13 protein-coding genes are annotated in these 14,015 nt (G+C 68.5%); 11 read left to right on the top strand and 2 right to left on the bottom strand.

Annotation, left to right across the window (positions count from 1 at the left end):
* Nucleotides 1–31: 31 nt before the first annotated feature.
* From ABEA43_RS26190 to ABEA43_RS26180, 3 genes are read left to right on the top strand one after another with little or no spacing between them, the layout of a single operon-like run.
* A complete protein-coding gene (locus tag ABEA43_RS26190) occupies nucleotides 32–661 on the top strand; it encodes a helix-turn-helix domain-containing protein (RefSeq protein WP_345565749.1) in 630 nt (209 codons plus the stop codon).
* Nucleotides 654–1,490 carry an SRPBCC domain-containing protein gene (locus ABEA43_RS26185; RefSeq protein WP_345565747.1) on the top strand — a complete coding sequence of 279 codons (837 nt, stop codon included), beginning with the start codon at nucleotides 654–656 and terminating at the stop codon, nucleotides 1,488–1,490. Before ABEA43_RS26190 ends, ABEA43_RS26185 begins: the two co-directional genes overlap by 8 nt.
* 59 nt (nucleotides 1,491–1,549) lie before the next feature.
* Nucleotides 1,550–1,960, top strand: coding sequence for a DUF2000 family protein (locus tag ABEA43_RS26180; RefSeq protein WP_345565745.1), 411 nt, complete (start codon nucleotides 1,550–1,552; stop codon nucleotides 1,958–1,960).
* Between the two features lie 225 nt (nucleotides 1,961–2,185).
* On the opposite strand, the gene ABEA43_RS26175 is transcribed toward ABEA43_RS26180, so the two are convergent.
* Nucleotides 2,186–2,686 carry a MarR family winged helix-turn-helix transcriptional regulator gene (locus ABEA43_RS26175; RefSeq protein WP_345565743.1) on the bottom strand — a complete coding sequence of 167 codons (501 nt, stop codon included), beginning with the start codon at nucleotides 2,684–2,686 and terminating at the stop codon, nucleotides 2,186–2,188.
* A 75-nt stretch (nucleotides 2,687–2,761) separates the two neighbouring features.
* On the opposite strand from ABEA43_RS26175, the gene ABEA43_RS26170 reads away from it, so the two are divergent.
* A complete protein-coding gene (locus ABEA43_RS26170; RefSeq protein WP_345565741.1) occupies nucleotides 2,762–3,607 on the top strand; it encodes an LLM class flavin-dependent oxidoreductase in 846 nt (281 codons plus the stop codon).
* Nucleotides 3,608–4,859: 1,252 nt separating this feature from the next.
* Complete coding sequence (locus tag ABEA43_RS26165) at nucleotides 4,860–5,495, top strand: DUF559 domain-containing protein (protein WP_345565739.1); 636 nt, start codon at nucleotides 4,860–4,862, stop codon at nucleotides 5,493–5,495.
* 124 nt (nucleotides 5,496–5,619) lie between these two features.
* On the opposite strand, the gene ABEA43_RS26160 is transcribed toward ABEA43_RS26165, so the two are convergent.
* Entirely contained in the window at nucleotides 5,620–6,804 is a 1,185-nt protein-coding gene (locus ABEA43_RS26160) for a cytochrome P450 (protein ID WP_345565737.1), read from the bottom strand.
* 685 nt (nucleotides 6,805–7,489) lie between these two features.
* On the opposite strand from ABEA43_RS26160, the gene ABEA43_RS26155 reads away from it, so the two are divergent.
* Genes ABEA43_RS26155 through ABEA43_RS26130 form a run of 6 tightly spaced genes read left to right on the top strand, consistent with a single transcriptional unit; the run spans nucleotide 7,490 to nucleotide 13,959 of the window.
* Complete coding sequence (locus tag ABEA43_RS26155; RefSeq protein WP_345565735.1) at nucleotides 7,490–8,335, top strand: fumarylacetoacetate hydrolase family protein; 846 nt, start codon at nucleotides 7,490–7,492, stop codon at nucleotides 8,333–8,335.
* A complete protein-coding gene (locus ABEA43_RS26150) occupies nucleotides 8,332–9,690 on the top strand; it encodes an L-fuconate dehydratase (protein ID WP_345565733.1) in 1,359 nt (452 codons plus the stop codon). Before ABEA43_RS26155 ends, ABEA43_RS26150 begins: the two co-directional genes overlap by 4 nt.
* Nucleotides 9,687–10,421: an SDR family NAD(P)-dependent oxidoreductase gene (locus tag ABEA43_RS26145; RefSeq protein WP_345565731.1), complete on the top strand. Its 735-nt coding sequence runs from the start codon at nucleotides 9,687–9,689 to the stop codon at nucleotides 10,419–10,421. Before ABEA43_RS26150 ends, ABEA43_RS26145 begins: the two co-directional genes overlap by 4 nt.
* A 48-nt stretch (nucleotides 10,422–10,469) precedes the next feature.
* A complete protein-coding gene (locus tag ABEA43_RS26140) occupies nucleotides 10,470–11,492 on the top strand; it encodes a sugar ABC transporter substrate-binding protein (protein ID WP_345565729.1) in 1,023 nt (340 codons plus the stop codon).
* A gap of 29 nt (nucleotides 11,493–11,521) precedes the next feature.
* Nucleotides 11,522–12,973, top strand: coding sequence for a sugar ABC transporter ATP-binding protein (locus ABEA43_RS26135; protein WP_345565727.1), 1,452 nt, complete (start codon nucleotides 11,522–11,524; stop codon nucleotides 12,971–12,973).
* Between the two features lie 5 nt (nucleotides 12,974–12,978).
* The gene (locus ABEA43_RS26130) at nucleotides 12,979–13,959 is read left to right on the top strand and encodes an ABC transporter permease (protein ID WP_345565725.1); all 981 of its coding nucleotides are present in this window, start codon (nucleotides 12,979–12,981) and stop codon (nucleotides 13,957–13,959) included.
* Nucleotides 13,960–14,015 lie beyond the last annotated feature (56 nt).

Below are 14,015 nucleotides of genomic sequence, written 5' to 3'. Positions count from 1 at the left end.
AGGGATTTTTACGTAAAAGATTGTTTTTGCGATGAGAGATGTCCTGTACCTGGAAGAGATCGAGCAGGCCGAGGCGCTGCTCAAGCCGCAGCGCGTGGAAGTGCTGCGGCAGCTGGCCGAGCCGCGTACGTGCTCCGAGGTCGCCGAGCGGCTCGGGCAGACGCCGCAGCGGGTCTACTACCACGTCAAGCGGCTCGTGGACGCCGGTCTGGTCGACCTGGTGTCGGAGCGGAAGGTGCGCGGGATCCACGAGGGCATCTACCAGGCGGGCGCGCGGTCGTACTGGCTGTCGCCCCGGCTGGTGGGCCGGATCGGGCTGCGCAAGGCCCGTGACGAGCTGAGCCTGGGCTACCTGCTCGACCTCATGGAGGAGGTTCAGGCCGACATCGCGGTGCTCGACCGGAATGCGCCCGAACTGCCGTCCATCGGCCTGTCCGGGGAGATCCGCGTGCGTCCTGAGGACCGTCAGGAGTTCTTGAACGAGCTGCAGAGCATGCTGCAGGGCCTGTTCACCCGGTATGGCGGGGCGGAGGGCGACGGCTTCAAGCTCGCCGTCGCCTGCTATCCCCAGGCCCCGGCCGAGCCCGATCCTGCGGCCCCCGCCGTTGCACCGCCGGCCCCCGAGGCGGCGGACGATCCCAGAGGAGAAGGAAATGACTGAGCCTACGATCATCAAGGTCCGCGTGCCGGCGCCGCTCAAGGAGGTGCGCCACGCGCTGACCGACCCCGCCCTGCTGCGGATCTGGCTGGCCGAGCACGCTGAGGTGGAGCTGCCGGACCGGTTCGGGTTCTGGGGGCGCACGACGCCTGAGGGGGACGCGCCGCACCAGCGGCTGCTGCACGCCGACGAGCGCACGGTCCGGTTCTCGTGGCTGCTCGACGGTGTGGAGACGACCACCGGGTTCGTGCTGGAGGAGGACGGGGACGCGACCGCGCTGACGCTGTCGCAGACGCACTTCGACTTCCAGGACGTGATCACGGGCAAGAGCATCCGGGGCGTGCTGGAGACGTACTGGTATCTGGCGCTGGCCAACCTGGTCGAGCACTTCGAGGGGCGGGAGCTCACGCCGAAGGTCGACTACACCTCCACCGACATGCGGGCGCAGGTGTCGATCGCGGCGTCGCCGGCGGCGGTGTTCGAGTCGCTGACCGACTCGGAGGCGGTGACCAAGTGGTTCGGGTACAAGATCGAGATCGAGCCGTACGTGGGCGGGCGCTTCGCGATGGGCGGGTTCGACAACGACCCGAACGCGGCCAAGGTGCTCGAACTGGTGCCCGACAGCAAGCTCTCCGTGGACTGGGGCGGGCCCGGGGTCGGCACGTGGGAGCTGGAGGGGTCGGGCGGTAAGACGCGGCTGACGTTGGTGCAGAGCGGGTTCGACGCGGGACAGCCTCCCTACGCGGCGTGGGGCGGGTTCCTGTCGGGGATCGCGGAGCTGCGGCGCTACCACGAGATCCCGGACTGGCAGCCGATCTCGGCGGCCGGCTAGACGCTTTCCTGCGCACGAGCGTCCAAGAGGTGGCGGGGCGGGGCGTGGAGACTGGGGCCATGCGTTTCGATACCAAGATCGGCATTGTGGTTCGCGCGGATCTGGCCGCGTGGCAGCGGCTCAACGTCACCGCCTTCCTCGCCTCGGCGGTGGCGGGCGGGGTGCCGGAGACCATCGGGGAGCCGTATGAGGACGGGTCGGGGAACGGGTATCTGCCGATGTTCCGGCAGCCTGTGCTGGTTTATGCGGGGGGCTTGGAGGAGCTGAGGGGCGTGCGGGAGAAGGCGTCGGGGCGGGGGATGGAGGTGGCCGTCTACATCGAGGAGATGTTCAAGACGGGGAACGACGTGGACAACCGGGCGGCTGTGCGGGCTGTGGGGGCCGATGAGCTGGCGCTGGTGGGGGTGGCGATCCATGGGCCTAAGAACGGCGTGGACAAGGTGCTGAAGGGGCTCACGCTGCATCCCTGACTGGTCGGTCGCCGGGCAGTGGCCGACCGACGGTCGGCGGTCGGCTGGCCGGGTGGCGCGTGGTGGGCAGCGGGCCGCTTGCGGTGGGCAGCGGGCAGTGGATGGCGGGCGGCGGGCCCGTTCTGCGGCGGGGCGGCGGGACCGTCCTGCGGCCTCCCCAGCGGGGGGTCAGGCGTCTCTCGCAGCCGATCAGGCCGGGGCGCCGGTCCCTCGTGGGCGGGCTGATCAGACGTCTTCCGTGATCGGTCCCTCCTGAGCCTGCTGAGCGTCGTCGACGCCTGTCAGATGGGCCAGGACCGTCTCCGCAACCGTGCCCAGCACCTCGATCTGCTCCGCCGACAGCAGGTCGATGAAGTGGCGGCGGACGGACGCGACATGATCGGGAGCCGCCTCCCGAATGGCCCGCAGCCCGCCTTCCGTCAGCACGATCATGGCGCCACGGCCGTCACCTTCGAACCCCTCCCTGGTGACCAATCCCCGCTGCTCCATCCGGCTGATGTGCCGCGAAAGCCTGCTCTTCGACCAGAGCATCCGGTCGGCCAGCTTGGTCAGCCGCCACCGATGATCCTCGGTCGAGGTCAGCGCGGACAGGACGTCGTAGTCGGGGGCGGACAGGCCGGAGTCGCGCTGGAGGTCCCGGCTGACCTGCGCGTCGAGGAGCAACCGCATCCTGCGATAGCCGATCCAGGCCCGGAACTCGGCGTCGTCCAACCAGCGTGGGTCCATGCCGGGGAAGTTTAGTTGACGTGTAACCAATTGCGGATCTAGGTTACATGTAAACCAAGCTTTGGGGAGAGCGACATGTTCGGACTGGGCCTATCGACCTCGGCCGCTCCCGGCGCCGATCCTGTGGGGGACGCGAGGGTGGCTGAGGAGCTCGGGTTCGACTTCGTATCGGCTTCGGACCATCCGTCCGGGAACGAGCCGACGTACGAGGTGTGGACCATGCTGACCTGGGTCGCCGCCGCGACTTCGCGGATCAGGGTCGCCACGCGGGTGCTCGGGGTGCCGTACCGTTCGCCCGCGATGGTGGCCAAGATGGCCGAGACGCTGCACCGGCTGTCGGGCGGCCGGCTGATCCTCGGGCTCGGGGGCGGGTACTCGGATGAGGAATTCCGGGCGTTCGGGCTGGGGGTGCCGACGCCGAAGGAGAAGGTGGACGGCATGGTGGAGGCGATCCACATCATCCGCGGGCTCTGGACGGAGCCGGACCTGACTTACGAAGGCACCCGCTACCACACGTACCAGGCCGCCATGGAGCCCAAGCCGATCAGCCCGATCCCGATCTGGCTGGGGACGTACGGGAAGCGCGCCCTGGAGGCGACCGGCCGCCTGGCGGACGGCTGGATCCCTTCGCTCAGCTTCGCCCCGCCGGAGCAGGCGGCCGCGATGCGGGAGCGGGTCCTGTCGGCTGGGCGGGCCGTGAGATGCGTATACAACGTGCCGTTCCACATCGGCCGGGCTGGGGACGATGGAGCGGTCGTGGCCGGTTCAGCGCAGCAGGTGACCGATGTACTCGCGGGGTTCGCCGAGCTGGGTTTCACCTCGATGAACTTCATTCCCACGGGCCCCGCGCCACGTGAGCAGGCGGAACTCTTGGCCGCAGAGGTCCTCCCGGCCTTGCGCGCCCTCACACCCCAGCCATAACGCGGACCGTGGGGCGGTGCGCGGCGCACCTGTTCTGCGTTCCCTGTGGATAGCCGAAACTTATCCACAGAATCCAGTTCGGCCCCCACAAGCACCACCCCGCCGAGGCACCCTTGGCCGCATGGATCACCCGCCGCTCGCACCCCTCCCATCCGCGTGCCCACCCACCCCCACCGGACCTGCACCTTCTCCCAGCCCACCCACCGCACCCCCCGCCGAGCTCGCGCCCTCCACCGGTCTCGGGTCCTCGGCCGGTCTCGGGCCCTCCACCGGGCCCGCGTCCCCTGCTGGTCTCGGGTCTTCTGCCTGGCTTGGTTCCTCCACTGGGCTCTCATCCCTTGCCGGGCTCGCATTCCTCGGCGGGCTTGCACCCCCGGTTGGATTTGCAGCTCCAATCGGGCCCGTGATCCCGACTGGGCTTGCGACCCGTGCCGGGCCCGTGACCCCAGCCAGGTCCGCGACGCCTACTGAAGCTGCGATGCGCACCAGTCCGGCGACGTCGGCTGGCTCCGCGACGTCCGCCAGATCAGCGAGGCTCGCTGGGTTGGCGGCGCTCGCTGGGTCGGCGGCACCTGCTGGGTCGGCGAGGTCCACCAGATCAGCGATGCGCACCAGCCCGGGGAGTCCGGCTGGCTCCGCGACGTCCGCCAGGTCAGCGAGGCCCGCTGGGGTCGCGACGTCCACTGGATCGGCGACGGCGGCCGAGTCAACGACGTCCATCAGCCCTATCGACCATCCCACCACGGGACTGATGGCCGACTTCAGCGGTGACCCTAGAGAAGGACCCTTGGCCGCTTCCGTCGCTGGGTTTGGGGCACCGGCGGCACCACCTCGCGAGACCGCACCCAAGATCGTGTCCGAGGCATGGCCCCACGCCGCGTCCGAGGCATGGCCCCACACCGCGTCCGAGACCGCGTCCGAGGCCGGACCCAAGGCCGAACCTCAGGCCGGACCCAAGGCCGGACCCAAGGCCGGATCCGAGACCTGGTCCGCGGGTGCTCCGCCTCACCAACCGGAGACCGAGCTCCCACCTCACCGGACGCGTTACACACTTCTTGGGCGTCCACCCTGCAAGACGCCCCCGCTGACCGAGCGCGCCGCCCGGGTTACGCGATCGGTCCCGCAAGCCGTCGTATGCCGCCAGACGGCCGCGCACATCTGGGGCATAAGCCTCACAGGAGGCACAGAGGAAGACTGGCCAGTCGAGCTGATCGCCCCCAGCTACCTGGCGCTCCCCGGCTGCGTCTCGTACGTGGTGCCGCTCTCCGCCGAAGACATCACCGAGCACCAGGGCGTCCGCCTCACCACCATGGAACGCACAGCCCTCGACTGCGCCCGCTGGCTGCCCCGCATGGAAGCGGTGGTGCTACTCGACCAGTTCGCCCGCATGGGCGTGGACCTCGAAGCCCTGTGGCATCGCCCGCTCAACTCCTGGCACTTGCGCGACACCCTGAGCCTGGCCGACCGGGGTGCCGCCTCACCCAGGGAGAGCATGCTCAGGGTCGTCCTCGTGGAGGGCGGCCTCCCGAGGCCCGTCACCCAGATCAAGGTCGACCTGACCAACGACCGATCCGCGTACCTCGACCTGGGCTGGGAGGAGTTCAAACTCGCAGTCGAGTACGACGGTCAGGAGCACCACACCTCAGACGCCGACCGGCAACACGACGCCGACCGCAGGGAAGAGCTCCGACAGCGCGGCTGGCGGGTGATCGCCGTCCGCAGAGACGTCATACCCGGCCAGATCGCAGACCTCCTCCACAACGTCGCCGACGCCCTGATCGAACGCGGCTGGCGACCCGGTCCAGACGAGACCATTCGCATCCTCCGCCGCATCCGTGCGGCCCGACGCAAATCCCGATTCAGGTCAGCGGCACCCAGGCGAGCCTGATCGATCCCCCACACGTCCACATCACCGCACCCAAACCCCACCACCCGTCCCGCGAAGGGAAGGCCATGTCAGCCGCTACATGGCCACGTCAGTTACGTCGCTACCGTCCGCCACGTCACCGTTGTCAGCCGATGGTTACCGGCAGTTCCTTGATGCCGTTGATGAAATTCGAGCGCAGGCGCCGGGCCGGCCCGGTTTGGCGGAGGCGGGGGCGGCGGCGGGCGAGCTGTTCGAAGAGGATGCGCAACTCCATCTTGGCGAGGTGGTTGCCGAGGCAGAAGTGCGCTCCGCCGCCGCCGTAGCCGATGTGGGGGTTGGGGTCGCGGGCGATGTCGAAGACCTCGGCGTCAGGGAAGACCGTGGTGTCTCGGTTGGCGGAGGAGTAGAAGACCACGACCTTGTCCTCGGCCTTGATCTGCTGCCCGCCGAGGACCTGGTCGGCGGTGGAGGTGCGACGGAACAGGTTGACGGGGGAGACCCAGCGGACGATCTCGTCGGCGGCCGTCTTGGCCAGGGTGGGATCGGCGACCAGGCGGTCCCACTGGTCGGGGTGCTCGAAGAAGGCGAGCATGCCGCCGGAGGCCGCGTTGCGGGTGGTCTCGTTCCCCGCGACCACCAGCAGGAGGACGAAGAGGTCGAACTCGTTCTCGTCGAGCGTCTCGCCGTGTTCGTTGGGCTGGATCAGCCTGGTGACGATGTCGTTCTTCGGGTTGGCTCTGCGCTGCGCCGCGAGCTGGTTGGCGTAGGCGTAGACCTCCATCGCGGCGTCGGAGCCCTCTTCGGGAGAGTCGGAGTAGTCGGGGTCCTGGCTGCCGATCATGCGGTTCGACCAGGAGAACAGCTTGTCGCGGTCGGCCACGGGCGCGCCGAGCAGCTCGCAGATCACGTAGAGAGGCAGGGGTGCGGAGACTTCGGTGACGAAGTCGGCCTCGCCGGAGCACTTGTCCAGGAGGTCGTCGCAGATGTCGCGGATGTGTTGTTCGAGGGCGCCGATCGTTCGCGGGGTGAAGCCACGGTTGACCAGCGAGCGCCGTCTCGTGTGCTCCGGTGGGTCCTGGTTGAGCATCATGAGGCGCTGGAGCGCGATCTGCTCCTCCGGCATCTCGTCGAACAGGGCGAGCTTTCTGGAGGAGGAGAACAGGTCGGAGTGCCGCGATACGTGCACGACGTCCTCGTATCTGGTGACGGCCCAGAAGCCCGGCTCGCCCTCGTGCCAGTGGACGGGGGAATTGGCACGGAGCCAGGCCAGCTGATCATGTGGTGGTCCAGCAGTCGCGTAGAGGTCCCTGTCGATGAGGTTGATCTGCACTGGACTCACCCTCTTGATCAAGCGCTTGGTTTCTCCTACTGAAACGTGTTCTATTACGTCCCTGTACGGTCGTCAAGGAGCCGCGCGCCGGGCGCGAGGTCAATAGGCCTAGCCGGGGAGGGCGGGGTGCTCCTTCGGCTCGCGATGTGTGGGCCGGAGCGGTGGGTAGCCGGTACGACGAAGGTGTCGGGCGTAGGTGGTGGTGGCGTAGGTGGTCGTGCGTTCGGATGGCGCATTGGGGCTGGCATGGCGGTTTCGGGTGGCCGTTGGGGTGGTGCGTTTGGGTGGCGGGTTTCGGCGGTGCCTTCGGGGTGGCGGGTTGAGGTGGCCCGATTCGGGTGACGGTTTGGGTGGTGCGTTCGGGGGTGGTCGGTTGAGGCGGAGGCGGTGTGTTCCGGGTGGTGGGTTCGGGTGGCGGGGATGCGGCTGTGGGTGGGGTGCTGGGGCTGGTGGCTTTACCTCCGATGTTTTGGTGGGCGAAATTTCGAGGGCGTAAACGCAGTCGTCGGAGCGGTTAAATCGGTTCACAGTAGCCCGAGATCCCCCGAGGGCCCTCCGCAATCCCGCGAAGGTGTCTTTCGAGGTCACGGATCGGATGTATACACGCCCGCACCCTTGACACGCTCCACCCGTCCGCACCAGCATCGGAAGGCAAGACATCCGATGTATAGATGAAGGATGCGGTGTGAAGCTGCTGCGAGTAGGACCTGTCGGCCAGGAGCGGGCGGTGGTGCTGGATGCCGCCGGTGACCTGCGCGACATCGGAGAGCCCGAGATCGATGGGGCTTTCCTCGCTTCCGGGGGAGTAGCGCGCGTCCGTGACGCGCTGGAGCGCGGTGATCTGCCCGTGGTCGACGCCGAAGGGCTGCGGATCGGGGCCCCGATCGCGCGTCCGGGGAAGATCGTCTGCATCGGCCTCAACTACAGCGATCATGCCGCCGAGTCCGGCGCGGATGTGCCGGCCGAGCCGGTCGTGTTCATGAAGGCCGCCAACACCATGATCGGCCCGTACGACGAGGTGCTCGTCCCGCGGGACAGCGTGAAGACCGACTGGGAGGTGGAGCTGGCCATCGTCATCGGGCAGGAGGCCCGCTACCTGAGCAGCCGGGAGGAGGCGCTGGGGGTGATCGCCGGTTACGCGATCTCCAACGACGTCTCCGAGCGCGAGTTCCAGCTCGAACGCGGCGGGCAGTGGGACAAGGGCAAGTCCTGCGAGACGTTCAATCCGCTCGGCCCCTGGCTGGTGACGGCGGATGAGGTGGGCGACCCGCAGAGCCTGTCGCTGCGCCTCTGGGTGAACGGCGAGCTGCGCCAGGACGGCGGCACGAAAAACATGATCTTCGACGTGGCCGAGATCGTGCGCTACCTGAGCCAGTTCATGGTGCTGGAGCCCGGTGACGTGATCAACACCGGTACGCCGGCCGGTGTCGCGATGGGCATGCCAGGGCAGCCGTACCTGCGTGCGGGAGACGTGATGGAGCTGGAGATCGAGCGGCTGGGCCGGCAGCGCCAGACGGTGGGCCAGGCATGACGGCAGCGCCAGGCAGTGGGGCGGGCGTGACGGCAGCGCCGGACGGTGGGACGGGCGTGACGGCAGCGCGGGCGTACCGGATCGTGGGGTTGGAGACGCACGACGTGCGGTTCCCGACTTCGCGGGAGCTCGACGGCTCCGACGCGATGAATCCCGATCCCGACTACTCCGCGGCTTACGTCGTGCTCAGGACGGACGACGGGTTCGAGGGGCACGGGTTCGCGTTCACGATCGGGCGTGGCAACGACATCCAGACCACGGCCATCAGCGCGCTGGAATCGTACGTGATCGGCAAGGACGTCGAGGACCTCGGCGCCCTGTACAAGGACATGGTCAACGACTCGCAGCTGCGGTGGCTGGGGCCGGAGAAGGGCGTCATGCACATGGCGATCTCCGCCGTGGTCAACGCCCTGTGGGACCTGAAGGCCAAGCGGGCGGGCAAGCCGTTGTGGCGGTTGCTGTCCGAGATGTCCCCTGAAGAGATCGTCGATCTCATCGACTTCCGCTACCTGAGCGACGCGCTGACGCCGGAGCAGGCCCTCCATATCCTGAAAAATGCGGAACAGGGCAAGGAAGAGCGGATCAACCGGCTGATCGAGAGCGGCTACCCCGCCTACACGACCTCCCCCGGGTGGCTCGGCTACGACGACGACAAGCTGCGGCGGCTCTGCAAAGAGGCGCTCGACCAGGGGTTCGGCCAGATCAAGCTCAAGGTCGGCGCCGATCTCGAGGACGACAGGCGCCGCTTCAGGGTGGCCCGCGAGGTGTGCGGGCCCGACTACCCGATCGCGATCGACGCCAACCAGCGCTGGGACGTCGGCTCGGGGATCGAGTGGATCAACGCGCTGCGCGAGTTCAGGCCGCACTGGGTGGAGGAGCCGACCAGCCCCGACGACGTGCTCGGCCACGCCGCCATCGCCAGGGGCATCGACCCGATCCCGGTGGCCACCGGTGAGCACGTCCAGAACCGCATCGTGTTCAAGCAGCTCCTGCAGGCCGAGGCCATCTCGTATGTGCAGATCGACTCGGCCCGCGTCGGCGGGGTCAACGAGAACCTCGCGATCCTGCTGCTCGCGGCCAAGTTCGGTGTCCCGGTGTGCCCCCACGCGGGCGGCGTCGGGCTGTGCGAGCTGGTGCAGCACCTGTCGATGTTCGATTATGTGGCCGTCACCGGATCCATGGACGGCCGCGTGATCGAGTACGTCGACCACCTCCACGAGCACTTCGTGGACCCGGTCGTCATCAGGAACGGCCGTTATGTTGCCCCGTCCGCGCCGGGTTTCAGCGCGGAGATGCACGCGGAGTCGATCGCCGCCCACACGTTCCCCGGCGGCGAGGTCTGGAGGGACGAGTGAGCCTCAAAGCGATCGTGACCGGCGGCGGGGCCGGCATCGGCCTGGCCACCGCCACTCTGCTCGCCGAACGCGGCATGAAGGTCGCCTGCCTCGACCTCAACCCGCCCGGCGAGCCGTTCATCGGGATCAAGGCGGACGTCACCGACGACGCCGGGGTACGCGCGGCGGTCGCCGAGGCCGCCGAGCGCCTGGGCGGCATCGACGTGCTCGTCAACAACGCGGGCATCGGGGCACAGGGCAGCATCGAGGACAACCCGGACAGCGAGTGGCACAAGGTGTTCGACGTCAACGTGCTCGGCATGGTCCGGGTCGCGCGGGCGGCGCTGCCGTACCTGAGGAGGTCCGAGCACGCCGCGATCGTGAACACCTGCTCGATCGCGGCGACCGCCGGGCTGCCGCAGCGGGCGCTCTACAGCGCGACCAAGGGCGCGGTGCTGTCGCTGACGCTCGCCATGGCCGCGGACCACATTCGCGAGGGAATCCGGGTCAACTGCGTCAACCCGGGCACTGCCGACACCCCGTGGGTCGGCAGGCTGCTCGACTCGGCTCCGGATCCTGCGGCGGAGCGGGCGGCACTCAACGCCAGGCAGCCGATGGGCCGCCTGGTCAGCGCGGAGGAGGTCGCCGCGGCGATCGCCTATCTCGCGAGTCCGGAAGCCGGTGCGACCACCGGGACCGCGCTGGCGGTCGACGGCGGCATGCAGGGCCTCCGGCTCCGGCCAACCAACTGAGGCCGGCACCCCGGCCTGCAGCAAGGCACTAAGGAAGGTACCCCCCCAATGAAGCTCGGACCGGCGGTCGCGGTCGCGGCCCTGTTGGCGGTCGTGACCGCGTGTGGCTCAGGCACCTCCACGGAAGGAGGAGGCGGCGGCGGGAAGGTCGGCATCGACCACCCCCGCGCCGACTCCGACTTCTGGAACTCCTACATCAAGTACGTCCCGCAGATGGCCGGCGAGCTCAAGGTGGACCTCATGCCCGCCACGAACTCGCAGAACGACGTGGCCAAGCTGGTCAACAACGTGCAGGCGCTGATCGGCCAGGGCGCCAAGGTGATCGTCATGGCGCCGCAGGACACGGGCGCGGTCGCGAACACGCTGCAGCAGCTCGAGAACAAGAAGATCCCCGTCGTGACCGTCGACACCCGGCCGGACAAGGGCAAGGTCTACATGGTCGTACGCGCCGACAACCGCGCGTACGGGACCAAGGCCTGCGAGTTCCTCGGCGAGAAGCTCGGCGGCAAGGGCAAGGTCGTCCAGCTCCAGGGCGCGCTCAGCTCGATCAACGGCCGCGACAGGTCCGAGGCGTTCTCGGAGTGCATGAAGGCGAAGTTCCCCGGGATCACGGTGTTCAGCGAGCCGACGGAGTGGGAGGGCAGCAAGGCCGCGTCCATGCTGCAGACCCGCCTGGAGCAGAACCCGGACATCAAGGGGATCTACATGCATGCCGGCGGCGTCCACCTGGCGCCGACGCTGCAGGTGCTCAAGCAGAAGGGCCTGCTCGTCCCGCCGACCGACGACAAGCACATCTTCGTGATCTCGAACGACGGGATCCCGCAGGAGTTCGAGGCGATTCGCAAGGGCGACATCGACGCCACGGTGTCGCAGCCGGCCGACCTTTACGCCAAGTACGCCCTCTTCTACGCCAAGGCGGCGGCGGACGGCAAGTCGTTCAAGCCGGGCCCGACGGACCACGGCAGCACGATCATCCAGCTTCCCAACGGCCTGGAGGACCAGCTCCCCGCGCCACTGGTGACGAAGGAGAACGTGGACGACAAGAGCCTTTGGGGTAACCAGGTCAAGTGATGAAAAATCACGTTGAAGCCCGAAATGTCGTGAAGCGCTTCGGCCCGACCACCGCACTCAACGGCGCGAAGATCGAGATCACCGAGGGCGAGACCCACGCGCTCGTCGGCAGGAACGGCGCGGGGAAGTCCACCCTGGTGTCGATCCTCACCGGGCTCCAGCGGCCTGACGAGGGCGAGGTGCTGTTCTCGGGTGAGGCGGCGCCCGCCCTCGCCGACCGCGACGCCTGGCGGCAGCGCGTCGCCTGCGTCTACCAGAAGTCCACGATCATCCCGGCGCTGACGGTCGCGGAGAACCTCTTCCTCAACCGCCAGTCCGCCACCGGTGACGTGATCAACTGGCGCGCGCTGCGGGCCAGGGCACGCGAGCTGCTGGACACGTACGAGGTGGACGTCGACGCGCAGGCGCTCGCCGGAGACCTCAGCGTCGAGCAGCGCCAGCTCGTGGAGATCGCCCGCGCGCTGTCCTTCGGCGCCAGGTTCATCATCCTCGACGAGCCCACCGCCAGGCTCGACGGGCCGGCCATCGAGCGGCTGTTCACCCGCATGCGCTCGCTGCGCGAGCAGGGCGTCACGATGATGTACATCTCCCACCACCTCGACGAGGTCTACGAGATCTGCCAGAGCGTGACGGTCTTCCGCGACGCCCGGCACATCGTCACGCGGCCGGTCGCCCACCTCCCGCACGACGAGCTGGTCGCCGCCATGACGGGGGAGGCCACCGAGGCGTACGAGTCCCGCACCCGCACGCCCGCCGAGACGGTGGTGCTGACGGGCGAGGGCCTCTCGCTGGGCGGTCGCTACCAGGACGTCCACATCTCGGTACGCTCCGGCGAAGTCGTCGGCCTGGCCGGATCCGCGAGCAGCGGCAAGGTCGGCCTGGCCGAGACCCTGGTCGGGCTGCGCAGGGCGGACGCGGGCACGGTCACGGTCAACGGCACCCGCGTGCGGCCGGGTGACGTGCCCGCCGCCATGGAGGCGGGTCTCGGGTTCGTGCCCGAGGACCGTCACCACGAGGGGTTCGTGCCGCTGCTGTCCGTGGGGGAGAACTCCACGTTCCCCATCGCCCGCAAGCTGGGCCGGTACGGCATGGTGTCGCCGGCCAAACGGCGGGTCAAGGCCGTACAGATGATCAAAGATCTGGACATCAAGACGGAAGGACCAGATCAGCCCGTCGGAGACCTTTCCGGAGGGAACGCGCAGAAGGTGGTCTTCGCGCGGGCGCTCGTGGACGACCCGAGGGTGCTGGTGGTGATCAACCCGACCGCCGGCGTCGACGTCAAGGCCAAGCAGGCCCTGCTCGGCGCCGTGGAGGACGCGGTCGAACGGGGAGCGGGGGCCGTGGTGGTCTCCGACGAGCTGGATGATCTGCGCATCTGCGACAGGGTGCTGGTGATGTTCCACGGCAGGGTCGTGAAGGACGTGCCGCGTGGGTGGACCGACCACGAGCTCGTGGCCGTGATGGAAGGCATAGAAGATTGACCACTTTGACTGCGCCGGCCCCCCGGGTGCGGCTGGCCAGGTTCCGTGACCTGACGCTGGTGCCGGTGATCCTGCTCCTGATCGTCGTGGGCGCGTTCCTGGATCCGACCTTCCTGACGGCGGGCAACCTGACCAACGTCCTCCAGCAGCAGGCGGCGATCTCGCTCCTCGTGCTGGCGGAGGCGATGATCCTGATCGCCGGCAAGTTCGACCTCTCGCTGGAGTCGACCGTCGGCACGGCCCCGGCCATCGCGGTGATGCTGGTCATCCCGGTGTCGGCCGGCGGGTTCGGGATCGGGCTGCCGGGCGTGCTGGTGATCCCGTTCGCGCTGCTGATCGGTGCGGCCATCGGGGCGTTCAACGGGTTCCTGATCATCCGGTTCCAGCTGTCGGCGTTCATCGTCACGCTGGCCATGCTGATCATCGTGCACGGCTTCCTGCAGGGTCCGACCGAGGGCAAGACGCTGTTCGAGCTCCCCGAGTCGATCCTCTACCTGGGCAGCGCCATGTGGCTCGGCCTGCCGGCGGCCATCTGGATCGCCGCGGTGCTGTTCGCCGCGGGCATCTTCGCGCTCGGCTACCTCAGGCTCGGCCGCTCGCTCTACGCGATCGGCGGCAACTCCGACGCCGCCCGCGCCGCGGGCATCCGGGTGGATCGGGTCCTGTGGGGCGTGTTCATCCTGGGCGGAACGCTGGCCGCGCTGGCCGGCATCCTGGAGACCGGCCGGCTCGGCGCGATCGGCAACAACCAGGGGGTCGGGTGGATCTTCATGGTGTTCGCCGCGGCGGTGATCGGCGGCGTGAGCATGGACGGCGGCAAGGGCACGATCCTCGGCGCGCTGACCGGCGTGCTGGTGATCGGCCTGGTCCAGAACATCCTGACGCTCATCGGCGTCTCCGGCTTCTGGCAGCCGGTCATTTACGGCGCCATCATCCTGATCGCGCTGATGATCAGCCGGATCGCGGGCGGAAAGGCACAAGATTGATGACACATCATACGACCGGCGCGTTTCGCCCCACCAGCGCGGGGGCTAGCGCCAGC

The sequence above is a fragment of the Nonomuraea rosea genome, from assembly GCF_039539705.1.
GTDB classification, from domain to species: Bacteria; Actinomycetota; Actinomycetes; order Streptosporangiales; family Streptosporangiaceae; genus Nonomuraea; species Nonomuraea rosea.
Note: the sequence above shows the minus strand (reverse complement) of the source record. Positions and strands in the feature narration are given on the sequence as shown.